We start from the raw sequence: 25449 nt of genomic DNA, 5'->3' as shown, positions 1-25449 counted from the left end.
CTATTGCAGATCATCATCTGCAAGACGGAGCAACATCCTGCTCAGTCATAAAGCATCTTGCTCAATCATTGCACTCAAATAGTGCTGAAATAGCGCTAAATTCTCCTATTTTGCCGGTTTGAAGAGCTGGCACAGTTTATGCGTGATCCCAAATACAGCCTGTTCTGTTAGCGAGGTGATAATGCTGAACATCGACCTTTCCACACCACAATTTTTCGATGAAATGTTACTGGCTGAGGGGAAACATCGAGGCCATTACGACGCCTACTGGCAATGGTTGCAACAGGCCGACCAACTAACAATTGCGCGCAAACGCGAAGAGGCTGCGCTGCTGTTTCACCGGGTGGGCATTACCTTTAATGTGTATGGTGACGATGATGGCGCAGAGCGGCTAATCCCGTTTGACAGTGTGCCGCGCATTATTCCGGCCAGTGAATGGCAGATGCTCGACCGCGGTATTCGCCAGCGAGTTCAGGCGTTAAATGCATTCCTGCATGATATTTATCACGAACAACATATTCTCAAAGCTGGGATTATTCCGGCCGAGCAAGTGCTGGCTAATGACCAATATCAACCCTGTATGCAAGGGGTGAACCTGCACCGAGACACCTACGCACATATTATTGGCGTGGATATGGTGCGTAATAGTGATGGCCTTTATTACGTACTGGAAGATAACCTGCGCACCCCATCCGGCGTCTCTTATATGCTGGAAAACCGCAAAATGATGATGCGACTTTATCCAGAGCTATTCGCCGAACAGCGCATTGCACCGGTGGAGCGCTACCCTTCCCACTTGTTGCAAACCCTGCGCGAAAGCACACCGGTTAATGACCCTACCGTGGTGGTATTAACCCCTGGGCGCTTTAACAGCGCTTACTTTGAGCACAGTTTTCTGGCTCAGCAGATGGGGGTCGAACTGGTCGAAAGTGCCGATCTGTTCGTCAAAGAAGGGGCGGTATTTATGCGCACCACTGCCGGCCCGTGCAAAATTGATGTTATCTATCGCCGTGTTGACGATGCTTTCCTTGATCCATTGGCTTTCCGTCCTGACTCCATGTTGGGGATCCCCGGATTGCTGTCCGTCTATCGAGCCGGTGGGGTTGTATTAGCCAATGCTATTGGTACTGGTGTTGCAGATGATAAATCTATCTATCCGTATGTGCCGGAAATGATTCGCTTTTACCTCTCTGAAGAACCTATTCTGGCGAACGTTCCGACCTGGCAATGCCGTCAACCAGCTGATCTCTCTTACGTTTTAGCCAATCTTGAGCAGATGGTAGTGAAAGAAGTCCATGGTGCCGGGGGCTATGGCATGTTAATTGGTCCTGCGGCAACACAAGCTGAAATTGCGCAATTTCGCCAGTTACTGTTGGCGCGACCACAAAACTATATTGCGCAGGAAACCCTAGCCCTCTCCACCTGCCCCACCTTTGTGAACAATGGGTTAGCTCCGCGACACATTGATTTGCGCCCCTTTGCTTTATCCGGTGCGGAAATCCGTTTAGTGCCCGGTGGGTTAACTCGCGTAGCTCTGGCACAAGGTTCGCTAGTGGTTAACTCGTCACAAGGCGGCGGAACCAAGGACACCTGGGTACTGGAGGATGATGCATGCTAAGTCGAACAGCCAGCGAGCTTTATTGGATGGCCCGTTATCTTGAGCGGGCAGAAAATATCACCCGGGTACTGGATGTCACTAACCGGCTTTCGATGATGCCCACCAGCAATCGCGTGAATTTTGATTTACTGGTGCCACTGAGCCTGAGTAATACCCAGGTTTTGTTCGCCGAGCACTATCCGCAGGTCTCGATGACCCACCTGCTGAATTTCTTCGTGCTCGACAGTAATAACCCCAGCAGCATTTTCAGTTGCTTACAGATGGCGTGGAATAACGCCCATGCAGTGCGCGGTAGCTTATCGTCCGAAGTGTGGGAAAGCATTAATGCCACCTGGATTGAGATAAAACAGTTACGCCGCCAGGGGATTAGCGCGGCTGGAATCGATGCCTTTTTTGATTGGGTTAAGGAGCGCTCACATCTCTTTCGCGGTGCGGTATATGGCACCTTGCTGCGCAGCGATGCGCTCTATTTCATTCGTCTGGGTACTTTGATTGAGCGGGCTGATAGTACTGCCCGCCTATTGGATGTAAAAAACCAATTACTGGATAACGACGATGATCCGGTGCGCGAATACTACCGGATGGATACCTTATTGCGGGCGGTCAGCGCCCGTGAGGCCTACCACAGTTTGTATAAACAGCAACTGAGCCGCGAGGCCATTGCTGAGCTACTGATTTTACGTAATGAAATTCCGCGCTCCCTGTTGGCTTGTGTCAACGATATGGAACAGCAGTTGGCATTGATTGGTGGCAATCGCAGTAACCAGCCTCGGCGGTTAGTCAGTATTTTGCTCGCCGAGTTGCGTTTTAGCAGTATCACGGATGTCATGGCCGATGGCCTGCACGTCTACCTGATGGATTTTTTAGGCAAGATAAATGCTATTGCCGATAGCATTCATCAGACCTATCTGGAGGTCCAATGAGACTGAATGTCGATCACAGCACCCATTACACCTACGCCCAGCAGGTGCAGCACAGCACACAATATCTGCGCCTAACCCCGCAGGATTCAGCCCATCAGCGCATTTTGTCCTGGCAACTGACTTTGCCGGAAGAAGCCATTTGCACCACTGATGCATTTGGCAATGTGCTACATGTTTTGACGCTGGATAAGCCGCATCAGGCCATCACTATTCAGGCTCAAGGCGTGGTCGAGATTGAAGATAATGTCGAAGATGACAGTGGCGATCACCTTTCTCCATTGGTTTTTTTACGCCATAGTCCACTGACGCAACCGGATGCTGCTATCCGTCAGTTTGCGGCGGGTTATTGTGAAGGGGTTAGTAGTGCCGCAGGGCAATTGGATTGCCTGACACATCTAATGGGAGAGTTGCTGGCTAAAATGCCCTACAGCCCCGGCACCACGACGGTGCAAGATAGCGCAGCGCAGGCTTTTGCTGCCGAGCAAGGCGTTTGTCAGGATCACACCCACGTCTTTCTTGCCTGTTGCCGCAGTTTAAATATTCCGGCTCGCTATGTAAGCGGCTATCTTTATACAGAATCCTCCAGTCATGTTGCGACTCATGCCTGGGCTGAAGTCTGGCTGAATGGCTATTGGCAGAGTTTTGATGTCACCAATAATACCTGCCAACCGAATCAGCATTTGAAACTGGCGGTGGGCATCGATTATCTGGATGCCTGCCCAGTGCGCGGTATCCGCCGGGGTGGTGGCTATGAAGATATGCAAACCATAGCTGCCGTGCATATGCTATCAAACCCGCGGCTGGATATGTCGCAATAAACGCATCTGACTTAAGGATTGTTATGACCTACTGTGTGGCCATGCGGCTGTCGTCCGGGCTCGTGTTTGCTTCTGATTCCCGCACCAACGCCGGGGTGGATCATATTTCCACTTTCCGCAAATTGCATCTGTTTCAGCAAGATGGCGAACGAACGCTGGTGGTACAAAGTGCGGGCAACCTTGCCACCACACAGAGCATTGTCAGTTTGCTGCAACGCCGATGTTTAGATCCCGAACTGACTAACCTGATGAATGTGCCGTCGATGTATGAAGCGGCAACATTGTTGGGCGAAACGGTGCGGGAGGTAATTAACCGGGACAGCGGCGCGCAGCAAAACAGTGGCGGGACAGATTTTAGCTGTAACCTACTGTTAGGCGGTCAGATTAAAGGTGAAGGGCTGCGGTTGTTTCATATTTATCCGCAAGGGAATTTTATCGAGGCCACGCAAGATACACCCTATTTTCAAATTGGTGAAAGTAAGTATGGTAAGCCCATTATTGATCGTGTGTTGAGCTACGACACCGCGCTGGATCAGGCAATGCAATGTGCGTTGATTTCAATGGATTCAACCTTGCGCAGTAATCTGTCGGTAGGATTACCGCTGGACGTAATGATCTACCCGCTGGATAGTTTCAGCACCACCCAGCAGTACCGGATCACGGAAGATCACCCGTATTTTATGATGATCCGTAAAGGGTGGGGGGAAGGACTGGTGAGTATTTTTTCTCAGCTTCCGGAGTTGAAGTTGGGGGGATAATAGAGTGCATCTGGCTTCGGTTGATATGAGATTTGTTCTCAATGTTGGCATTGCCACCTCAACCGAAACCAGCTCCAAACTGATCAAATCAATCCCTAATCCAATAAATTCCCTCATAGGCGCGCAATTCCATGACCTGCGGCTGGAAAGCGCTTTCGCCATAGCTGCTCATCAACAACTGCCAGTGACCATCCAACTCGATATCCTCTGGCTGCCATTGTTGCGGCTCACCACTTAAATTCGCCACCACCAGCAGCTGTTTACCTTGCCAACTGCGTAAATAACACCATAAATCTGGGTGCTGCGGGCAAAGATCCTGATAGTCACCGAAAGTGAACACATCATGTTGCTTGCGTAGGGCTATCAGATATTGATAGGCATAAAACACCGAATCAGCATCAGCCAGCGCCGCATCGACGTTAATTTCACCATAGTTACTGCAAGGCTCAATCCACGGGGTTCCTTGGCTAAAACCGGCATTATGGCTGCGATCCCATTGCATCGGGGTACGACCATTATCACGGGATTTAGTCGCCAAAATTGCCAATAACTCATCAGCATCGCGGCCTTTTGCACTTAATTCGGCAAACATATTCAGGCTTTCAACATCACGGTATTGATCAATAGAGCTGAAGTTTGGATTGGTCATCCCAATCTCTTCGCCCTGATAAATATACGGCGTGCCCTGCATACCGTGCAGCACCATCGCCAACATTTTAGCGGCAGGTAAGCGTAGCGCACCTTCATCACCAAAGCGCGAGACAATGCGCGGTTGGTCATGGTTACACCAGAACAGCGCATTCCAAGCGCGATTATGCATCCCCTGCTGCCACTGGTTAAAAATCTGCTTAAGTTCGACGCGATCTGGCGGCATCAGCGACCATTTCTCACCATTGAGATAATCCACTTTCAAATGATGGAAATTAAAGGTCATCGACAGTTCATCACCGCCCAATGCAGCATAGCGCTGGCAATGCTCAAGACGGGTGGAAGACATCTCGCCCACCGTCATCAGGCCGCGCGGCTGAAACACATCGCGGCTCATTTCTTGCAAAAATTCGTGGATACGTGGGCCATCGGTATAGAAACGGCGGCCATCACCGTCAAAATCATCGGGGAAATCTTGCTGTTTGGACACCAAGTTGATCACATCCAGACGTAAGCCATCCACGCCAATATCCGCCCAGAACTCACAGACTTTTTTCAATTCATCGCGTACGGGTTGGTGTTCCCAGTTGAGATCAGCCTGCTCAGTGGCAAATAAATGCAGATAATACTGACCACTGGCTGCATGCCACTGCCAGGCATTGCCACCAAATTTAGAACGCCAGTTATTGGGCAAATCATCACCCTTCCCATCACGCCAAATATAGAACTGGCGATAAGGGCTGTTGCGGTCTGTTGATGCTTTAAACCAGGCATGTTCAGTGGATGTATGGTTAAACACCATATCCATCACAATACGAATACCACGCTGATGGGCTTGTTCCACCAGATGCTTAAAATCATCCAGGGTGCCATAAGCCGGATCAATGGCGCAGTAATCCGCCACGTCATAACCATTATCCACCTGTGGCGAAACATAAACCGGCGTCAGCCAGATAGCATCAACACCGAGTTTTTGCAGATAATCCAACCGCTGTGTCACCCCCGCCAGATCACCGTAACCATTACCGGTGCTGTCCTGAAAACTCTTCGGGTAAATCTGATAGATGACGCCGTTTTGCCACCAAGGGACAGGATTATTCATAGCAGACTCTTATTCATTGAGAAAATAACTCCGCCAGCGAATAACCACTGGCGGAGGTTTACGATTCAGACCGGCAATTCACCGCGGCTATCTTTACGTTTATAAACCAATATGGTCAGTACCAGTGGCACGACAATCGCTACCAACATTGCCAGAGAATAAATCGCCCAAAACTGCGGTTTGATGGACAAAATACCCGGCAAACCACCGACACCAATACCATTTGCCATCACCCCTGTTAGCCCGCAAATCAGGCCTGCCAGTCCAGAACCAATCATGGCGCACAACATTGGGAAGCGATATTTCAAGTTGATACCGTACATGGCGGGTTCAGTCACACCGAGATAGGCTGAGATGGCCGCCGGAACAGAAATTTCTCGTTCATTGATCTTACGGCTAATGATAATGATGCCCAGCACCGCAGAGGCTTGCGCGATATTGGACAAGGCAATCAGCGGCCAAACAGGTGTACCGCCCATGCTCTGAATCATCTGCATATCAATAGCCAATGTGGTTTGATGCACCCCGGTTATCACTAACGGCGCATACAAGAAACCAAACAGCGCAGCGCCAATAGGTGCGAAACTACCGGTCATCACTGCTTTCACGCCCCATGCCACACCATCACCAATCATGCGACCAAATGGCCCAATCAAGGTATGAGCGAGGAATACTGCCAGCAATAAAGACACCACTGGCACGATAACTAAGTAGAGATAAGCAGGAATAATTTTCTTCAGATTGGTTTCAATCCAGCCCAATGCTAAACCGGCCAGAATAGAGGGGATAACTTGCGCCTGATAACCCACTTTTTGGATAGTAAACCAGCCGAAATCCCATACCTCAGGGATCTGCTGCCCCAACAGATAAGAGTTCATTAGCTGTGGAGAAACCAGCGTAATCCCCAATACAATCCCCAATACCGGCGTGCCGCCCATTTTCTTCACCGTCGACCAACAGATAGCCACTGGCAGGTAGAAGAAGATGGCTTCGCCCAGTAACCATAGGAAATCGTAAATGGTTTTCCACGCCGGATACATCTGCGCCAGCGTTTGGCCTTCGGACATTGGGATGTCGCCGATCACATTACGGAAACCGAGGATCAAACCGCCGCTGATCAAAGCCGGTAACAGTGGGAAGAAGATCTCGGCAAAGTGAGAGATACCGCGCTCAAACCAGGTCATATTCTGGCGCGCAGCCAGCTTGGTTTGTTCTTTATCCACTTCATTTTGGCCAATTTTAGCAATTAGCGCCTGGTAGTAATCATCGACTTCCGGCCCGATAACCACTTGAAATTGCCCGGCATTAGTAAAACAGCCTTTGACCATCGATAGCTTTTCGATCTCTTTGGGAAATGCTTTAGCTGGATCATTTAGTACAAAACGCAACCGGGTAATGCAGTGGCTGACGGTGGCAATATTTTCTCTGCCTCCCACCAGTACGATCAATTGATCGATGTCTTGTTGTTTTACTTTGCTCATTTCAGCATACCTTTCGTAAAGGTGGGATCGGTTCCAAGTGGCTTATTTAAGGTTAGCCAACTATTTATTTTTATGGAATGGGAACGTTCCCAACTTGCGTTCAAGATCACAATTTGACAATTTTTGTGCAAATTTTCGTCGAAAATCAGTTAATACCCAAAGCGCCTCTACTACTCAACATGAATTGGCAGGGAGCATAAGGAGGAGAATAAAAACATCAAGCCAATTGGCCGGGGATGATAATTTGTTGAATAGGTTGGTGATTATTAAGTTGATCAAGCAGTTGCTGCGCCGCTTTCACACCCGCACTACCATAGCCCAGTTCGACTGACAGGCTATTGGGGAACAAGAAGTGCAACAAGGGTGTGTTGCCGATACCACATACCTGGATGTGTTGTTGCCCTTGCTGCTGCAAGTACTTACTTACCCCCATAGCAATAGTATCAGAGGCGCAGACCAGTGCAGAGGTCTCGGGTTTTATCACTTGAGGAGCGAGCTGAAAGCCGCTCTGATAGCTCAATTCTCCCAATGCAACAGTAGAAGTCAGGCCATGTTGCTGGCAGTAATCGAGATAAGATTGATGACGACGCATACCGGTCGTGGCATCCGAGGGCTGCACCCCGATATAACTAATATGGCGATGCCCGGCCTGGCGCAGTTTATCCATCAGCAGCCGCACCGCCCCTTCATCGTCATAACAAACTGAAGAGAAACCGGTATATTCTCGCGCCAGCACCACCATTTTTTCCTGCCACGGCGCGAGCATGTCTGCAGTTAAGCCGGTGAAACCAAACAGAATCACCCCATCCACATGGCGCTGTTGTAAAACATGCAGATGCTCGCTAACCAGCTCAGGATCAAACTGGCTTTCCATCAGAATAGGGTCGTAACCTTGCTGATAGAACAGCGGCAACATGGTGCGCACCGCCTGATTCTCAGAGGGAGAATCCAGACGTGAGACAATAATTCCCACCACTTTATCGCTCTGGCCACGCATCGCGCGGGCCGATTTTGATGGGGTAAACCCCTGCTGACGGATAACCGCCTCTACTCGCTCGCGCGTCTGAGGGCTGACACTGCCTTCATTGTTTAATACCCGTGACACGGTGGATTTTCCGACTCCACTCATGCGGGCAATGTCCTTAATGGTCAAACGGTTTTGCATGGTTTACCTAATGTTTAGGTTTGAATACATATAATAAATTGATTATTTATAGCTACCGTATTATTTATATTTGCCAGAACGGTGGGAAGCATACCATGCCCAGAATCAGACTCAGCGCATGATATCCCCATGACTGGTAACATATTATTACCTTAACGGATGAAATTCCCGTCAGGGTGATTTTTGCCGTGGCAATAATTATGACGCAGTTTATTGTTTGTATAACTGTTTGAGCGCGATGGTGTGCCGCTCAAACAAAGCGATTCTTCACTCACCGGAGGTTAATTACCCAGTGGACCCTGTTCCCTCAATCTACACCCTTTGGGTGTACCGATAAGGTAATTCCCCGTCTGACGTGGCTGCCTTATCGGATAACAATCTGATAAGCAGTCACTGCGCATTCTCCCTGCGTTGGTTTCTGCTGCTGATGTTTTTGCCCTCTCTACGGCAGGTTTGCCGTGGGCGCTACCTGAAGACAATTCAGGTATGACAGTAAGGTTTGAACCATGCAAATTAAAAATTTCACCCGCCAATTGCTCAATGTATTGAGCCGCAACCTGCCCCGTCGCCTGATCCGGCGGGAAACCATGCTTGAGGGGCTTTCAGCAGGAAGTACGGCCAAAGATATCCCGGCAGAACTGGCCCGGCAGCGTTTGCAGTGTGCCAATGAAACGCCGCAGCAACTTTATCAACGCTTTCACAGCCACCCTGAAGGCCTGACGGAGCAAGAGGCTGAGGCTATTCGCCTAAACAGTGGCAGCAATTTGATTGAAAATCAGCAGGCTACCCCTTGGTGGGTTCACCTATGGCACTGTTATCGCAACCCCTTTAACTTGCTATTGACCATTCTGGCCTTGATTTCTTACGCCACGGAAGACCTCACCGCCGCGCTGGTGATTGGTGCTATGGTGCTGATTTCTACCCTGATGCACTTTATTCAGGAGGCTCGTTCTAACCGCGCAGCAGATGCGCTGAAAGCCATGGTCAGCAACACCGCCACGGTGCTACGCAGTGATGCTCATACTGGAAAAAGCGAACATCGCGAACTGCCGATTTCCCAATTGGTGCCTGGCGATATTATTAAACTCTCTGCCGGTGACATGATCCCGGCGGATCTACGCATCCTGGTAGCAAAAGATCTGTTTATCAGCCAGGCCGCTCTGACCGGCGAATCACTACCGGTGGAAAAAGTGGCGCAGTGCCGGGAGTGCAATGAACAGAATCCCTTAGAGCGGGATACCCTGTGCTTTATGGGCACCAATGTAGTGAGTGGATCTGCGCTGGCCATCGTTATTGGCACCGGTAACCAAACCTATTTTGGCCTGTTGGCTGAGCGTGTGACCCATCAGGATGAACAGCCCAATGCTTTCCAGAGTGGTATCAGCAAAGTCAGCTGGTTGTTGATTCGCTTTATGTTGGTCATGACACCCATTGTGTTGTTAATCAATGGATTTACCAAAGGTGACTGGTGGGAAGCGGCACTATTTGCTCTCTCGGTTGCCGTGGGTTTGACCCCAGAAATGCTGCCGATGATCGTCACATCGACATTGGCAAAAGGGGCGGTAAAGCTGTCAAAACAAAAAGTTATCGTCAAACGGCTGGATGCTATTCAGAACTTTGGCGCGATGGATGTTCTGTGTACCGACAAGACCGGCACCTTGACCCAAGATAAGATTGTGCTGGAGAGCCATACCGACGTATTTGGAGCCAATTGTGAACGTGTAATGCGCTATGCCTGGCTCAACAGTTACTACCAAACCGGCTTGAAAAACCTGCTGGACGTGGCGGTGCTTTCGTCCATGACCGATTCATCCCAGTCTGCTGAAATACTGGCAGGTTACCGTAAAATCGATGAAATCCCATTTGATTTTGAGCGCCGCCGGATGTCCGTGGTGGTCAGCGACCAATCGGATTATCACGAATTAATCTGCAAAGGCGCATTGGAAGAGATGCTGTCTATTTGCCGCCATGTCCGTCAAGGAGATGACGTTATCCCAATGACTGATGCGCTGCTGGCACGTATCCGCCGCGTTACCGATGAGCAAAACCAGCAAGGGCTGAGGGTGGTAGCAGTCGCTACACGGATTTTGCCAGCATATCAGCGCAATTATGCGGTTATCGACGAATATGACCTGATTCTTGAAGGCTATATCGCCTTCCTCGACCCGCCCAAAGAGAGCACCGCGCCCGCACTACTGGCATTGAAAAACAGTGGCGTCAGCGTCAAAATTCTTACCGGTGACAATGAGTTAGTGGCACGTAAAGTCTGTAAAGATGTCGGGTTGTCGGTCGAAAAAGTTTTGCGTGGCAGTGATATTGAACAAATGAGTGAGGCAGAGCTGACTCAAGCTACTCGCACCACCACCGTATTTGCGAAGCTGACACCGATGCATAAAGAGCGCATCGTGCAAAATCTGCGAGAAGCAGGTCATGTGGTCGGCTTTATGGGCGATGGTATCAACGATGCTCCGGCACTGCGGGCGGCGGATATCGGGATCTCGGTGGATTCGGCAGTAGATATTGCCAAGGAAGCGGCTGATATCATTTTGCTGGAAAAGAGCCTGATGGTGCTGGAACAGGGCGTGATAGAAGGCCGCCGCACCTTTGCCAACATGCTGAAATACATCAAAATGACGGCCAGTTCTAACTTCGGTAATGTTTTTAGTGTGCTGATTGCCAGTGCATTTTTACCCTTCTTACCGATGCTGCCGCTGCATCTGCTGATCCAGAACCTAATGTATGATATTTCTCAGATTGCCATTCCATTTGATAATGTCGACGAAGAGCAACTGGCAAAACCACAACGCTGGAACGCCGGCGATCTTGGACGCTTTATGGTGTTCTTTGGGCCGATAAGTTCAATTTTTGACGTTTTGACCTTCAGCTTAATGTGGTGGGTATTTAAAGCTAATACGCCGGAAATGCAGACCTTGTTCCAGTCTGGCTGGTTCGTTGAAGGGCTGCTGTCCCAGACCTTAATTGTGCATATGATTCGCACCCGTAAAATTCCCTTTATTCAAAGTCGCGCTTCATGGCCGCTGTGCCTAATGACATTGGCAGTGGTGGTCGTCGGTATCGGGCTGACTTTCTCGCCACTGGCCGGATTCCTGCAATTACAGGCACTACCACTCTCATACTTCCCATGGCTGATGGTGATTTTGGCAGGTTACATGGTGACGACACAGCTAGTGAAAGGCTGGTTTGTCAGGAGATATGGTTGGCAGTGATTCGGATTTAGTTATCGGTTCGGTTGATTTGGTCATCGATTCGGTTGATATGGGATCGGTGTTCACTTAACTACAGGTGCCTCAACCGCCAAAGGGTGCGCGCCCGCCCCCTTTGGCGGTTGAGCCACGGCAGTTATGTGAACGGTGAAGTATTAACAACCGAACTCATCACCGTATAACACCACCGAGTCGCTCACTCACTTAATCGGATAAAAATAAAATATGAATTAAATTCGACTCAAACAATCAATCGCAATAGCTTTAAAACTATCAAAATTCTGGCTGCTCAATAAACGGCTCATCGAGCGCTCGCGCACAAAGGTCACGAACAAATCATAAATCGCCATCGCTTCTTCATAATCGGTTTTACTGATAGCTAACAGGAAAATGACATGAGCCACTTCGCCATCCCCCCAGACAATGCCATTAGGTGCCAACAAAGTGACCACTACTGTTTTCTTGGCTAATAGGCCCAATGAATGTGGCAATGCTATCCCTTCACCCAGCATGGTAGAGACAATCGCTTCCCGCTCCACCACTGACGGGTAGAAATCCGCATCCACAAAACCTTCTTCTTCCAACTGACTACAGACTTTTTTAAACAGCTGCTCCTGCGTCATCGGCTGGTCGATAATCATAAAGTGTTGACTATCAAAGAACTTTTCCAGCATGTAAGGCCGGGTACGATCAACTAAGACCAGCTTACCCAGCTGCTCTAACTGATATTCCGTCGGGAAGGGGGACATCACGACTACCGACTTGTTCTTTTCCGTTAGTCGCGAATTAGAAATAATGAAATCTTCGTCGATATGGTCAAGATTTTCGTAATCACGCAGGGAAATGGTTTGAGTCATCACAATTTGCGGATACTTACGCGAGATCTGCGCCTGAATCATTCGGGTAGTAGAATTACCGGTATCACACACCAGCATCACCTGCGGATGGCGCTGATAACCAATGTTGTAATGGCGCTCCAACCCCACCCCTATATGCAACACCAGATAGCCAATTTCATTTTCACTTAAGCTGTAAGGCGTATATTTTCCCCAACTGGAAACCGCCGCCAGTGTGACATCATAAGCCATCGGATAGTGCTGTTTAATATTGGATAACAGTGGGTTAGGAATCGTAATCTGATACTTCACCCGGGTTATCATAGTCTTGATATGGGTGAGTAAATCAACCCGCAGCTGCTTATCGCCCTGCAAATTGTAGTTATAGTGAGCATTGATGTACGAGAGGATGTAGTCCACCAGCGTCTCTTCATCATCGGCATTGATTTCGTTCGGGCGACTGGTATTTAGCTGGCTGGCCTGCACCCGGCGGGCGGCAATATTCACGCGTAAATAAGCCTCTTCTGCGGCCGAAATACCCTTACCTGACAGTAACCTTAGCTCATTGGCCAAATGCCCCGAGGCTAACTTAACCGCCTCATCCACATCTTCGGCATCAAAATCAGATAAGGGATAACCGTCAGTGATACGTTTTATTGCCACCGCACAGTAGAAAATCAGGTATTGCTCGCCTTCATCGGTTAACCGTACGGCATATTGCGCGAGTAATTCATGCAGCAACCGTGTTAATTCTGGAATGGTTTGGATACTTAAAAATTCATTTTTTAATAACGGGTTATCAGCATCTTGCAGTTGTAACTGGAACAGTAAATCTGTCAGGCAGGTACGAATGGCCAGCTCAGAACCAAACAACTTCATACCATAACGAGGCTTAGTTTCGATGGTCAAATGATAGCGGTTTAACCTTTCTCTCACCTCAGCCATATCATTTTGCAATGTGCCACGGCTGACAAACCATTCATCGGCTAAATCTTCTAGCTTCAATGAAAAGGCAGAGGTCAAAAAACGGATTAACAGATAATGCACCCGCTCATTGGCGGTGCGCGGCGTCAGGTGCACCTTACGATTTTGCTGCTGTAGGCTACGGAAGCGGTCGGCATCTTCCACCATCAGCCGATAACCGAAACCACGATTATGTACAAAGTGCGCGCCATAATGCTCCAGAATCTCATTCAACGCCGTAATATCAGCCCGTACAGTACGTGTCGAGACCGCAAAACGTTTCGCCAACTCCTCCTGAGGTAGCGTTTCCGATTGCAGTGCATCGAACATATAGGCCAGGCGTTGATAGGGAAATCTCACTGCTCCACTCCATTATTCAGAAGATTAGCTGCCCCCCTGACAGCATGGCCGCAGGGGGCGCGTACCTCATATCATTTTTTCTGTGCGGCCGGGACGAACACCATTTGCGATGGGCTGCCAACGGCGGTATAGCCTGGGACAAAGGTCAATTTGCCACTTTGCGGAGAGACTTTAAAGCGCGTTATGTTATCGCTACGTTGATTCATGGCGTATAAATAGTGCCCCGTAGGATCAAGCACCAGCGTGCGCGGGTAGTCACCCCGTGTCCATACTTCCTCTATTGGCTTAAATTCACCGTCAGCGGTCACGGCAAATTGGCCGATACTATTATGCAGACGATTCGCGACATACAGGAATTTGCCGTCTTTCGAAAGCGTCAGGCCCGCTGCAAAGTTGGTGCCGCGATAATCAGCCGGGAGTGATGACAGAGTATGTAGCTGTTTCAACGTACCTTTTTCCGTATCCAACTGATAGCTGGTGAGGGTTGAGGCTTCTTCGTTGATTAAGAATAGTGTTTTGACGTTAGGGTGGAACACAAAATGCCGTGGGCCAGCACCGGCAGATGAGGCATCAATAAACGGCGGCGAGTTCGGTATCAATTTGCCATTATCCGCATCAAAGCGATATTGATAAATTCTGTCTAACCCCAGATCGGTGGAGAACACGAATTTACCACTCGGTGAACTGGCTATCATATGTGCATGTGGGCCATTGTGGTCACTGATGGCAAAGCTCCCTTCCACCGCCGCCGCAGGTCTCGCAGCCCCAGCAGGGCCTTCATCTTGCTGTACCGAACTGGCCTCAGCAAGTTTGCCGCCACTTTGTACCGGGAAAACGGCCACCGAACCGCTGATATAATTAGCGACCAGTAAATGGCTGCCCGATGGTGTTAATGAGAGATACACCGGCCCGCCGCCCTGAGAATCTACCTGATTAATTAATGTCAAATTACCATCAGCCGGGTTGATGCTGTATGCCGCAATCGAGCCGTGTTTGCCACCCTTGAAATCCGCAACCTCACTAGCGACGTATAAGGTTTTCCCCTGAGCATCCACCGCCAGTTGTGCCGGATTCGCCAGTGAGCTAACCAGCGTTCTCTCACTTAATTCACCGGATTTAGTATCAACCAGGAAGCGGTAAACCCCTTCCCCGTTGGGATTATAAGTACCGACATAAGCAAAAGACTGATTGCCAGGCTGTGCAGCATGCGCCAGTGGATTAAACAGCGCGACCATAGCCAGAGCAATACCTGCGGACAGGTCTTTCAAACCAGAATCTGTTGAACAGTTATTCATATTGGTCCTTACTCATAGGGAAGAGCTACCAGGCGGTAGGTGTCGCGCCAAGCCAAACCGCCACACCTACCTCCGCCGATACTGAGTTCTTAACCGGTAAATTAGTGGGTTATTGCACTATCTTTTTCACGATATCCAATAATGTTTTCACATCTTCCGGGCGGGTATTGCCGGTCTTGCTATCAATAATCGAGCTATAGATATGCGGGATAACTTTCGTCACGCCCGCATCCAGCGCGATTTGCACAATTTGTTCGAAATTATCCAGATCAATACCGCCGGTTGGCTCCAACCAAAAACCGGTTGCTGCACAAGCCTCGGCAACAAAACGATATTCATCAATAGAATCCAACCCATTCATCGGGAAGAATTTTACCGAGCTGCCGCCCATATCTTTCAACATCGCAATGGCGGTGGTGACCGGCACAATCGCGTCTTTTTGCTGTGAACTGAGCGGGCCGGTTGAAATCTTCACATAACCGACTTTGCCGGTCGGTGATATCAGACCATTGACCACAGTATCGTGCTGGCCCAGCAAGGCACGGCTGGCACCGACGCCGGTAAATACCTGATTCACATGCTGTGGCTGTACCTGTTGCGAAATCTGACTCACCATCACCGACTGCCTGGGATCACCCGCACCTAGCCCCACCGACAAAGCATTGTCGATCAGAGCTGCGTACTCACGCATGTCTTTGACGGCACTGTCGACATCCGGGTAATTCTTCGATAACACGCCCACCAGCACATGGCCTTCAGCAGCCTGATAAATCGCGCGCGCATTGTCTTTAGAACCGGCCAGCACATTCAAGCACACGCGGTCACGGTAATAATTTGGCGTCAGTTTCATTGGTTAGGCTCCTTTAACCAGGCGGTTAATACAGCTGTAAATAGTCTCAAGTTGCGCTGGCGTGACACTGCGCACATCAACCTCAATCTTGCCTTCGTTGGCTTTGTAAGCACGGAAGTAAATAGCGATGTCGCCATTTTTTAGCGCATCAACCAAATCGGGTGTCGAACGGCCAATTTTAATTTCATCAAAACTGATTTCCGTGCGGGCAATATCGCGCCCCGCCGCATCCCAAACCACTTTGGCTGAAACCCCATCAATGGAATTCAACTGGCTGATAAACGGCGTCATTTTATCTATCATCTGCTGGCCAGTTTCTTTCTCCAGCGTGATGTAACTTTCGATAGCGCGGGTCAAACCAAGGATGCCCTCTTTACCCACTTTCATTGCCCGACCGATACCGTTTGATTGCAACTTCACCCAATCCACATAGGTTTTTTTGCCCAAGACCAAGCCACTGGTTGGGCCTTCAATCGCTTTGGCTCCGCTGTAAATCACCAAATCAGCGCCCATTTGGTAGTAGCACTGCAAATCTTCTTCTGCAGCCGCATCAACAATTAATGGCAGTTGATGCTTGCGTGCAATTACCACCGCCTGTTCAACTGACAGAATGCTTTTTTGCACACAATGATGGGATTTTATATACAAGATCGCCGCAGTATTCGGCGTGATCGCAGCTTCCAGCTGTTCTGGTAGGCATTCATTGGCATAGCCCGCCTCCACTACTTTGCCGCCGCCCAATGTCACCATAGTATCGACTGGCGCACCAAAGTTAACATTGTGGCCCTTGGGTAAAACAATTTCATGGGGCACCGTGCGCGGCGCGGCGTGCAGATTCACCAGCAAATTGGCATTGTCTTTAACAATCACGGCCGCGACCGACTGGGCAATCCCGGCCGAAGCACAAGACACCACCACGGCGCTTTCTACATTCAGTAACTTCGCAATATAAGCGCCGGTCTGATTCACTAAATCTTTCATGACAAAGTAATGATTCAGGCCCAACTCTACGGCTTCGACCACATCTTGTCGTGGCGTCGAAACACCCAGCATCGTCATGCGGCCAGAAGCATTAATGACATGCTTTAACTGGTATTTTTCATAGACTGAAGACATCTTTTGACTTCCCTTCATCAGTTAATACTAAGTCACCGGCGACGACCGCAGCCAGTGGCACCAGATACTTCTCACCGGTTACCGATTTCCCTTCAGAATCATTGAATACTTGAGGTTGCTGTTTCAGCTCAAAAATAGTGAAATCAGCATCATAGCCTGTATCCACTACCCCTTTATCGGTCAGGCGCAGGGCGTGCGCGGCATTTTCTGTCACACAGCGAATGACTTGATCAAGGCTCAAACCGAGGGTGAAAAATTTGGACATTACGGTCGCTAAGCTATGGACGGGCCCGTTCAGGCGGTTGCGGCAATAAATGTCAGAACTGATAGTGTGCGGATAAATACCTTGCTTGATAGCAAGCTCAGCCACATCAAAGCTAAAACTGGCGCTGCCGTGACCCACATCTAACAATACGCCGCGTTTCAGTGCCCGCTGGATAGACTCACGTAGTGCGCCAGCAGGCGTCAAAATTCGGTTCGGTTTGCCGTTATAGCAATGAGTAATAATATCGCCCTGAGTCAATAAGTCGGCGATTTCATCCAGATCCGGTGGGTTATTACCGATATGCACCATCAGCGGCAACTGATTGTTTTCTTGCTGAATTTCTTTAGCGCGTACTAAGGGTTTGATGCCGTTTTTACCGACCACACTACTGCTCATGCGCGCTTTAATACCAATGATAAAACCAGGATTGCGGGCTATCGCCTCGGTCACACTTTGCTTATCAATCTGCGCCATATCGGCTAATTCGTTTTGTGTCACGATGCCGGTTTTCGCAATATTCAGAAAAGCGTAAACTTGGGTTTTAGCCGCACGAGTTAAGCGGTAAAAATCGTCCACATCATTGGCACCGGTACTACCCGCATCCACCACCGTGGTGACGCCACTGGCAACCCCGACTAAATCAGCCTCATCATGATAAATAGGCGATGCGGGGTAACAGTGGACATGGGAATCAATCCAACCTGCACTGAGGTAATATTTCCCCGCCAAATCCAACACTTTTTTAGCGGAATAAATCTGAGATTTTGTCTGATTTTCTTTATCTTCAGTAATAGCCGCACTGACCGCGACTATTTTTCCGTTATTAATTGCGATATCAACCTGGCGACCGTCAACTAATAGTGCTCCGGTAATAATAAAGTCATACATTATGTTCCCCTTCTTACTTGACGTCGCAGCAGTGTTAGCTGCTCTCACTTACCCGAATCACTTACTTATGTAAGCTCATCGGGATGCATTCATTTGCTGCCTTGCTGCATCGCCAATTACTTTGGGTAAATGACCTTCTTACTTGACGTCACAGCGGAGTAAATATCCTGTTATTTGAATATTTACTCCGTGGATTAGGAAATGGCGACGGGGAAAATAGAACCTAGAATCATCGCCCCCAAAATTGCACCACCGGTAATAGGTTTATTCCAGAGATAAAACAGTAATGCGCCGGCCAAAGAACCAATCCCAATTGGAATTGACGCCGTAATAGCAGACAAAATAATCAGTGGCCCTAAGAAACGGCCAGATGAATTACCTGCTCCCATCATGACATCAGCACCGTAGGTTGAATTACTTTGGTTAATAGTGAATTTACGCGCCAAAATAATCAGATAACCGATAGCTAAACCAATAATCAGGCCAGTAACTAGAGAAGCGGCAAAATTAGCAACCGGGAAGACAAATCCGGCCCCCAGCAATAATGCTGGCACACCCAAACCGACACCTGTTTGAATGGCACCGCCGATATCTAAAATACCGACCAGTGAACCTTCAATAATTCTGGCGAATAAGAAGCTGGCACCAAATGCTGCAACTGCACCATAAACTCCGGTGTCCATACCTGCACGTAGCATTGAAACAAAAGCGACTTCGTTAAATGCGCCGATCCCATATAAATAATACATATGAGTACCCGCGAATACGCCGGAGGATAATAATCCTACAAAGATCGGAAATGACCAGTCGGCATACCAGAAGTTATTCTTGGTTTGTTCATCCATCATCAAGCTCCTCTCACTGTGTTATTTTCCGCTTAATGCGTTATGAATAGTATCGAGCCATACTGGTGCACTCAGACTGAATGATTCCAGGAATTTCAGATCGAATCCGCGGAAGAAACCACTGAGCACGAATAACAGAACAATCACTGTCATCATGATTTTAGTGACTTTATTCCAGCCACTTTCTTCAACACCTTTCCCAATTAAAATACCCAAAACCAGGCCAGGTACTGCGTTACCCATAATTAACTGCGCCAAACCACCGAAAATAGTGGCCCAGAAACCAGAGCGTCGCCCTGCATCAATCGCTGCTAACCAGAAAATAACCGGCATCACGGTGTTAACCAGAATATTTGCCGCCGGTACAAGCACTTTAATTGCTGTGACCTGTAATGCCGCAGGAACAGCTGATGCTGTGGTATTTAAGAAACTGACCACAATAACCCCGATAATTCCGCAGGCAATCGCCATCTTTTTCGGGTTATGCATAGTTTCCGCCACATTACGATTTTTAATCATTAATGCTGCGGCACCCCAGTTAGGAATAATGCGGTGGTCAACGTCTTGAGTAAAAGCACCTGCAGCCACTGAAGAGGCCCAGGCGTTGAAGAAGAACCCTAATCCAAAGGAGAAATGCGAAGCCGGATCACCCTCACACGAGTTTAACTCGCCCAAAGTACGAAACGCCCCCATTCCCTGGATGGTCGGTGCATGGAACATGCGGGCGGCCCCAACACCAACCCCCACGCCGACCAATCCGCCGATAATAATCGACTTAAAAAGAATGATTAGAAACATCAGTATATCCTTTTATTTAGATATGAAGACGACCTTATCTGTATTAATAATTGTCACGCTCACCGTAATATCTAATTCGACGCTGTAGGTTTTTCTTTCCCGTGGCAGGAAAAAGAATAAAAACTTTTCATTTTTGACTGATAATTCGGCTTTTAATACTTTTACGTCTTGTGGTTCAATCCGCAGCAAAATATTTTGTGTCGACTTCAACACCGTATTCTGGACATTACCGAGTGCATTGGCGAAAGCCTTACCTTTAGTATCGCCTTTGCCTTTTACTTGCACCTGAGTGGTATATTGCTCTTTCATTACGGCTGACCATATTTCTTGATATAGGCTTCCACTAGCTTTTGTCCTAACTCTTCTTTGTCCATAAATCCGAAGCCTAATACCTTGCAGCCTTCGTTTATTGCCGTCACACCCTCTTCCACTGAACGCATACCGTATTTTGCTTTGTAACCATATTTATTTTGTGCAGTAATAGCACCCGCGCCACCACTACCACAGAATGAAATACCGAAATCTGCTTTTTCGCTATTCATCACATCACCCAGTTTCATATCTGCGGCTACACCAGGAATAACCACCACGCGGCCACCAGCTAATTCAACGCCTTGCCCAACTTTCTGGCCTTTTCCTAAACGGTCGCCAATCACAACGGTAATTTGACTCATAGTCTCTTCTCCATATCAGTATTTTATGGGTTATTATCTTTCGCTACTTCAAAATGCACCGACAACAAATAAGCCTCTTCAATGGGTAAATTAGGAAATTTATCGACTACCTGTTGCGCCATTTCCATCGAATGTTCCGAGATCTCATCAAATAATGATTTATCCACTTCAGGCAACGGCTCACCTGTTATTGATCTCAGCACCATAGCCCGAATATGTGATGTCAACATCTGCTGTTGAACAGCATTGGTAAAAATATTTTCGGCATTTAACATCGCGGTAATTTCAGCTAATACCCGCTCAGTGATGATAATGGCCTCTTTCATTCCAGGGTCTTCGGCTGCATTCAATGCGGCTACATCATTCACGCTGGCAATCCTCTATTCCTTGCTGCTACAGCTCTATGACTGCAAAGATAAGTTCAGTTATTTATTCGACCTTGCCTCTGCGCGATAACATCACCCTACCTGCAAGCGGAATAGCTGTGTAGCGGCATTTTTTCCAGTTCAAAGTGGAAATGTAATGGAGTGGAGGGATCACTTTCGCAAATAACGGTGTTAGATCGCTAACTTAATCATTAACAACAAAATAACTTTTATATAAATGCACAGCGAAAGCAGATGGCGGGAAAAAGTTCGTGATCTGGATCTCTTTCTTTTCTAGCCGGAAGAGCCTAATATCAGATAAATATTAAGCTATTTTCTAACACCCCCTCTCCTATGGCGTGGGGGTGTTGTTTTTATACTCTAAATAATTCGAGTTGCATGCAGGCGGCAAGGGAGATAACCCTGATGAGCTTACTGTGTTGTAAGTGATTCGGGTTATTGGGCGCAGCTAACGCACATGCAGCTTGAAGTATGACGGGTATATGTTTTGTTGAAATTGAATTGGAGAGTAGTATGACCAAGCCAACCATCACGATTAACGAGCTGGATGCTGAACGTTTGGATGCGTTACTGGCGCAACCGGCCTTTGCCGGTTCTGTGGTCGCAACAGCGCTCAATGAAGAACTGGATCGTGCAGAAATTCTGCCGCCGAATGCTATCCCGGCTGATGTAGTGACCATGAACAGTCGTGTGCGTTTTCGCGACCTAAATAGCCAGGAAGAACATATTCGCACCTTGGTTTATCCAGCTTCGCTGAAAGATAGCAACGAGCAACTCTCCGTCATGGCGCCCTTAGGTGCAGCATTGCTGGGATTGCATGTTAATGACGAAATTAGTTGGAAACTGCCGGGTGGGGATGAAGCCCGCATTACGGTGCTGGAATTGCTGTACCAGCCAGAAGCTGCCGGTGAATATCACCGCTAATTGATGTCATGAGGGTAACGACCTAAACCATTACCCTCTTTCCCAATCAGCGGTACTTTTTGTGATAAGTATCGCGCGTCGGTTTAAAGTCTTGTGCCGCCTTTTTAGCTTCATCTAGCTTGCCCTGTTCGGCCAATGCCAGTGCACCATCAATTTGCCCAATCAATAAGTCCAAACCGTGGCGAAAATCTTTCACCTCAGGGCTATCCTCAGCTTTATTTTTCAATTTGGTAGGAATCCCTTTCTGCGCATCAAGTGCTGCCACTCGCATCGCCTGTAAGCCTTTCTTGATGACATCAGTAGAATCAGCTTTCAGCACTTTGCCGTAATTCTCGGCAATAGTGTCCATGTTATCTGCCACACTCGCTGCCATTGCCAGACTGCTGGCACTGAGTAATGCCGCCGCGATTAATGCCATGATTATCTTGCCCATTTGTGTTCCTTATAATTATTGTTAATTTAATAGTTACATTGCTCCTACTTAACATAGGCAATGAAAGCGGAAACTGACAATAATTTTTGTCATCAGTTGAGAAATGGAACTGGGTTGGATTCAGACAAAAAAAAAGCTGGCAACAGATGCCAGCCTTAGATTCATAGCAACAAGTTATTATTCGCCCGCAATCTTCATGGCAGGTAATAAAATAGAGCCGCATTGAATGTTACTGCGCGTTTCGATGTCACTGCCGATGCTGACGATGTTACGTAGCATGTCTTTCAGGTTGCCAGCGATAGTTATCTCGCTGACCGGATACTGAATTTCACCGTTTTCGACCCAGAAACCAGCCGCACCACGCGAGTAATCACCGGTCACGGTGCTGACCCCCTGGCCCATCAATTCAGTTACTACCAAACCTTTATCCAATTGCTTGAGCATTCCCGCGAAGTCCTGCCCCTGACCGGCAACACGCCAGTTATGGATGCCACCTGCATGTCCGGTGCTTTGCAGCCCCAATTTACGGGCAGAATAGCTGGTCAGCAGATAGGTTTGCAGCACACCGTCCTTGACGATTTCACGTTGCAGCGTCCGCACACCTTCACTGTCAAACGGCGTCGAAGCCAAACCACGCAGTAAATGTGGATGCTCTTCAATCGTCAGCCACTCAGGCAAAATCTGCTTGCCGAGGTGGTCGAGTAAGAAAGTGGATTTACGATAAATATTGCCACCACTGATAGCCGACACCAAATGCCCAAACAGGCCAGTTGCCACTTCTGCGGCGAACAGCACGGGCGACTGCATGGTAGGCAGCTTACGCGGCGATAAGCGGGATAGAGTACGACGGGCGCACTCTTCACCCACCCATTCCGGGCTGGCTAAATCTTCCATTCGGCGGCCAATGGTATAAGCGTAATCTCGCTCCATATCCCCATTGTGCTCGGCAATCACACTGCTGGAGAGTGAGTGGCGGCTGGAGCAGTAGCTCTGCAACATGCCGTGGCTATTGCCGAATACCTTAATTCCGTAATGGCTGTTAAAACTACCACCTTCCGTATTGGTAATCCGCTTGTCAGCCTGCAATGCCGCCTGTTCTGCCCGGGCGGCCAGCAAGATACCTTGCTCTGCATCTAAATCACTCGGGTGGAACAAATCCAAATCCGGCGCATCAAAGGCCAGCAGCGATTTTTCAGCCGGGCCAGCGTAAGGGTCTGGGGAGGTATAACGGGCAATATCCAGCGCTGCCTGCACTGTACGAGCTACCGCATCTGGGTTTAAATCAGTAGTGGAAGCACTGCCTTTACGCTGCTGGTGATAAACGGTAATTCCCAGCGCACCGTCGCTGTTGAACTCCACGTTTTCCACTTCGCCAAAGCGGGTGCTAACGCTGATTCCGGTGGTTTTACTGACGGCAACTTCGGCCGCATCAGAACCCGCGCGGGCCAATTCCAAAGCCTGTGCAACAGCTTGTTCCAGCGTTTTACGCTGTTCTGCAACTTGAGTGACTACTTTCATCAGTCTGCCATAATTAATGAGATAATCGTTCAGGAAAGTGTCGTAATGAAACGACTTACACGGATAAAATAGAGAACGCCATGGTTCTGAGTCTATCAGAGATCTTTGTACAATTTCGCAGAAAGCCAACAACCTGCTACGATTAGCCTCTTTTTAAGGAATTTGACCATGAACAAACAGCCCGAAGACTGGCTAGATGAAGTCCCAGAAGATAAAAACGACGATGATGATGAAATTATCTGGGTCAGTAAAAGTGAAATTAAACGTGATGCCGAGGCGCTGAAAGATCTCGGTACTGAACTGGTTGAGCTGGGTAAAAACGCGCTAGAGAAGATCCCGTTAGATGAGGATCTACTGGCTGCCATTGAGTTAGCACAGAAAATCAAGAAAGAAGGCCGCCGTCGCCAAATTCAGTTAATTGGTAAAATGCTGCGTGCTCGCGATGTTGAGCCGATTCAAACCGCATTGGATAAGCTGAAAAATCGCCATAACCAGCAAGTCTCGTTGTTCCATAAATTGGAAACCCTGCGCGACCGTTTGGTTGAAGAAGGCGATGATGTCATTCCAACCGTATTGGAATTGTATCCAGATGCTGATCGCCAGCAACTACGTAGCCTGGTGCGTAATGCCCAGAAAGAGAAAGCGGCGAATAAACCGCCGAAATCATATCGTCAGATCTTCCAGTATCTGCGTGAATTGGCAGAGAAGCAGTAGTCTATCGGGTGGCAAACGGGCCAGATTTAATCAGGCGTAATTATCGGGCGGGGTCGGACTAATCCGGCTCCCGACTCAATAAGCGTCTCATTTAGGTAATATTGAAACGTAAGCTGCCCGCCAACTCCTCTTCCGCCTCTTCGAACAATAAAACTATTGCCCCAAAACGGCGTTTCCGGCGGTGATTGAAATGAATAAATTCAATCTCTACCGGTAAAGCTATCTCGCCTGTTACCACATCCCACAGCGCATCCAGATTGGCACCAAAACTTTCGCTCAACGCAAATTTTTCGGAAAATACGCGATAAAAAGCAGGAAGATCAGGTATATGGTCAAAATCGAATACTGCTTTTACCATCTTTTCACTCCATCCGAATGAAATGCTTGTAGTGATCCTGAGTGAGATAAATCAGGCCGTCATTGGAGTAAAGCAAGCGATCAGTACCACGATGCCCACAACGATAATTTACATCAGCTTCACGCCAGTTACGGCCTTTGGCTTCAGGTAGTTGGCGTTCACGGTTAGAAAAGCGATCACCACCAATCGCTTTCCCCGGCAGCACCTTACACAAGTTTCCCTCTTTTGGATTCCAGCCCTTTTCACGCGCCTGCTGTTTGGTGATGTAAAAATCCGGCAGGCGGTGATGGGCTTGCAAGTATTTGACGACCTGCTGGTGCTGAGTCAGTTGCTCAATAGAGGCAGGAGCCGATAACCGTGGGCGCTCAAGATCCGGTGACTGGCCAATATCACGGGCAGTGACATTATCAACGCCCTGGAACGCCACCACCACTAGCAGCAATAGCGCTGCCAGAATGGCCATAAGTCGTTTATTCATGGTTCTCCTTA

At 48.5% G+C, this 25449-nt stretch carries 24 protein-coding genes; 7 read left to right on the top strand and 17 right to left on the bottom strand.

All coding sequences use genetic code 11. From position 1 onward, the window contains the following. Nucleotides 1-181: 181 nt before the first annotated feature. From FTB31_RS09420 to FTB31_RS09405, 4 genes are read left to right on the top strand one after another with little or no spacing between them, the layout of a single operon-like run. Nucleotides 182-1618, top strand: a complete 1437-nt coding sequence (locus FTB31_RS09420; protein ID WP_011817265.1) for a circularly permuted type 2 ATP-grasp protein — start codon at nucleotides 182-184, stop codon at nucleotides 1616-1618. Further along, complete coding sequence (locus tag FTB31_RS09415) at nucleotides 1612-2541, top strand: alpha-E domain-containing protein (RefSeq protein ID WP_174849141.1); 930 nt, start codon at nucleotides 1612-1614, stop codon at nucleotides 2539-2541. Before FTB31_RS09420 ends, FTB31_RS09415 begins: the two co-directional genes overlap by 7 nt. Next, on the top strand, nucleotides 2538-3359 hold the full coding sequence (locus FTB31_RS09410; RefSeq protein ID WP_005162507.1) for a transglutaminase family protein: 822 nt from the start codon (nucleotides 2538-2540) through the stop codon (nucleotides 3357-3359). The genes FTB31_RS09415 and FTB31_RS09410 overlap by 4 nt, the downstream gene beginning before the upstream one ends. A gap of 23 nt (nucleotides 3360-3382) precedes the next feature. After that, a complete protein-coding gene (locus FTB31_RS09405) occupies nucleotides 3383-4117 on the top strand; it encodes a proteasome-type protease (RefSeq protein WP_050078254.1) in 735 nt (244 codons plus the stop codon). Nucleotides 4118-4205: 88 nt separating this feature from the next. On the opposite strand, the gene treC is transcribed toward FTB31_RS09405, so the two are convergent. From treC to treR, 3 genes are all read right to left on the bottom strand, one after another. Further along, nucleotides 4206-5867 (bottom strand): alpha,alpha-phosphotrehalase, encoded by a 1662-nt coding sequence (treC, locus tag FTB31_RS09400; protein ID WP_050078252.1) that lies wholly within the window; start codon nucleotides 5865-5867, stop codon nucleotides 4206-4208. Between the two features lie 65 nt (nucleotides 5868-5932). Continuing rightward, entirely contained in the window at nucleotides 5933-7348 is a 1416-nt protein-coding gene (gene treB / locus FTB31_RS09395; protein ID WP_046694481.1) for a PTS trehalose transporter subunit IIBC, read from the bottom strand. A gap of 217 nt (nucleotides 7349-7565) precedes the next feature. Next, nucleotides 7566-8513, bottom strand: coding sequence for a trehalose operon repressor TreR (treR, locus tag FTB31_RS09390; protein ID WP_077295413.1), 948 nt, complete (start codon nucleotides 8511-8513; stop codon nucleotides 7566-7568). Nucleotides 8514-9019: 506 nt separating this feature from the next. Here treR and mgtA point away from each other — a divergent pair. Next, nucleotides 9020-11740 (top strand): magnesium-translocating P-type ATPase, encoded by a 2721-nt coding sequence (gene mgtA, locus FTB31_RS09385; RefSeq protein WP_227731302.1) that lies wholly within the window; start codon nucleotides 9020-9022, stop codon nucleotides 11738-11740. A gap of 227 nt (nucleotides 11741-11967) precedes the next feature. On the opposite strand, the gene FTB31_RS09380 is transcribed toward mgtA, so the two are convergent. From FTB31_RS09380 to FTB31_RS09335, 10 genes are all read right to left on the bottom strand, one after another. Continuing rightward, entirely contained in the window at nucleotides 11968-13896 is a 1929-nt protein-coding gene (locus FTB31_RS09380; RefSeq protein WP_227731301.1) for a BglG family transcription antiterminator, read from the bottom strand. A gap of 71 nt (nucleotides 13897-13967) precedes the next feature. Beyond that, nucleotides 13968-15191: a lactonase family protein gene (locus tag FTB31_RS09375; protein ID WP_227731300.1), complete on the bottom strand. Its 1224-nt coding sequence runs from the start codon at nucleotides 15189-15191 to the stop codon at nucleotides 13968-13970. A 109-nt stretch (nucleotides 15192-15300) separates the two neighbouring features. Further along, a complete protein-coding gene (gene dagF, locus FTB31_RS09370) occupies nucleotides 15301-16041 on the bottom strand; it encodes a 2-dehydro-3-deoxy-phosphogluconate aldolase (protein ID WP_005174290.1) in 741 nt (246 codons plus the stop codon). A gap of 3 nt (nucleotides 16042-16044) precedes the next feature. After that, nucleotides 16045-17157, bottom strand: coding sequence for a DgaE family pyridoxal phosphate-dependent ammonia lyase (locus FTB31_RS09365; RefSeq protein ID WP_077175476.1), 1113 nt, complete (start codon nucleotides 17155-17157; stop codon nucleotides 16045-16047). Beyond that, nucleotides 17141-18310 carry an amidohydrolase/deacetylase family metallohydrolase gene (locus tag FTB31_RS09360; RefSeq protein WP_077175477.1) on the bottom strand — a complete coding sequence of 390 codons (1170 nt, stop codon included), beginning with the start codon at nucleotides 18308-18310 and terminating at the stop codon, nucleotides 17141-17143. Before FTB31_RS09360 ends, FTB31_RS09365 begins: the two co-directional genes overlap by 17 nt. Before the next feature lie 194 nt (nucleotides 18311-18504). After that, the gene (locus FTB31_RS09355; RefSeq protein WP_025376851.1) at nucleotides 18505-19155 is read right to left on the bottom strand and encodes a DUF4310 family protein; all 651 of its coding nucleotides are present in this window, start codon (nucleotides 19153-19155) and stop codon (nucleotides 18505-18507) included. A 21-nt stretch (nucleotides 19156-19176) separates the two neighbouring features. Next, nucleotides 19177-19953, bottom strand: coding sequence for a DUF4311 domain-containing protein (locus FTB31_RS09350; RefSeq protein WP_004392358.1), 777 nt, complete (start codon nucleotides 19951-19953; stop codon nucleotides 19177-19179). Nucleotides 19954-19965: 12 nt separating this feature from the next. Further along, on the bottom strand, nucleotides 19966-20262 hold the full coding sequence (locus FTB31_RS09345; RefSeq protein WP_005174302.1) for a DUF4312 family protein: 297 nt from the start codon (nucleotides 20260-20262) through the stop codon (nucleotides 19966-19968). After that, nucleotides 20262-20627 carry a glycine-rich SFCGS family protein gene (locus FTB31_RS09340; protein ID WP_004392359.1) on the bottom strand — a complete coding sequence of 122 codons (366 nt, stop codon included), beginning with the start codon at nucleotides 20625-20627 and terminating at the stop codon, nucleotides 20262-20264. Before FTB31_RS09340 ends, FTB31_RS09345 begins: the two co-directional genes overlap by 1 nt. 23 nt (nucleotides 20628-20650) lie before the next feature. Further along, on the bottom strand, nucleotides 20651-20995 hold the full coding sequence (locus FTB31_RS09335) for a PRD domain-containing protein (protein WP_077175478.1): 345 nt from the start codon (nucleotides 20993-20995) through the stop codon (nucleotides 20651-20653). Between the two features lie 531 nt (nucleotides 20996-21526). Between FTB31_RS09335 and rnk the strand changes: the two genes are divergently transcribed. Beyond that, a complete protein-coding gene (gene rnk / locus FTB31_RS09330; RefSeq protein WP_005174306.1) occupies nucleotides 21527-21937 on the top strand; it encodes a nucleoside diphosphate kinase regulator in 411 nt (136 codons plus the stop codon). A 46-nt stretch (nucleotides 21938-21983) separates the two neighbouring features. On the opposite strand, the gene cybC is transcribed toward rnk, so the two are convergent. Both cybC and pmbA read right to left on the bottom strand, forming a co-directional pair. Continuing rightward, complete coding sequence (cybC, locus tag FTB31_RS09325) at nucleotides 21984-22370, bottom strand: cytochrome b562 (RefSeq protein WP_050078232.1); 387 nt, start codon at nucleotides 22368-22370, stop codon at nucleotides 21984-21986. A gap of 177 nt (nucleotides 22371-22547) precedes the next feature. Continuing rightward, nucleotides 22548-23888, bottom strand: coding sequence for a metalloprotease PmbA (gene pmbA / locus FTB31_RS09320; RefSeq protein WP_020282726.1), 1341 nt, complete (start codon nucleotides 23886-23888; stop codon nucleotides 22548-22550). 168 nt (nucleotides 23889-24056) lie between these two features. Here pmbA and yjgA point away from each other — a divergent pair, with 168 nt between their 5' ends. Then, complete coding sequence (yjgA, locus tag FTB31_RS09315) at nucleotides 24057-24602, top strand: ribosome biogenesis factor YjgA (RefSeq protein ID WP_050078230.1); 546 nt, start codon at nucleotides 24057-24059, stop codon at nucleotides 24600-24602. 91 nt (nucleotides 24603-24693) lie between these two features. On the opposite strand, the gene FTB31_RS09310 is transcribed toward yjgA, so the two are convergent. Together FTB31_RS09310 and FTB31_RS09305 are read right to left on the bottom strand one after the other, a co-directional pair. Beyond that, on the bottom strand, nucleotides 24694-24960 hold the full coding sequence (locus FTB31_RS09310) for a barstar family protein (RefSeq protein ID WP_050078229.1): 267 nt from the start codon (nucleotides 24958-24960) through the stop codon (nucleotides 24694-24696). A 4-nt stretch (nucleotides 24961-24964) separates the two neighbouring features. After that, nucleotides 24965-25438 (bottom strand): ribonuclease, encoded by a 474-nt coding sequence (locus FTB31_RS09305; RefSeq protein ID WP_050078228.1) that lies wholly within the window; start codon nucleotides 25436-25438, stop codon nucleotides 24965-24967. Between the last annotated feature and the right edge of the window lie 11 nt (nucleotides 25439-25449).

Source organism: Yersinia proxima (assembly GCF_902170785.1).
Lineage (GTDB): Bacteria > Pseudomonadota > Gammaproteobacteria > Enterobacterales > Enterobacteriaceae > Yersinia > Yersinia proxima.
The sequence above is the reverse complement of the archived record's forward strand: the minus strand, read 5'-3'. Positions and strand labels throughout refer to the sequence as shown.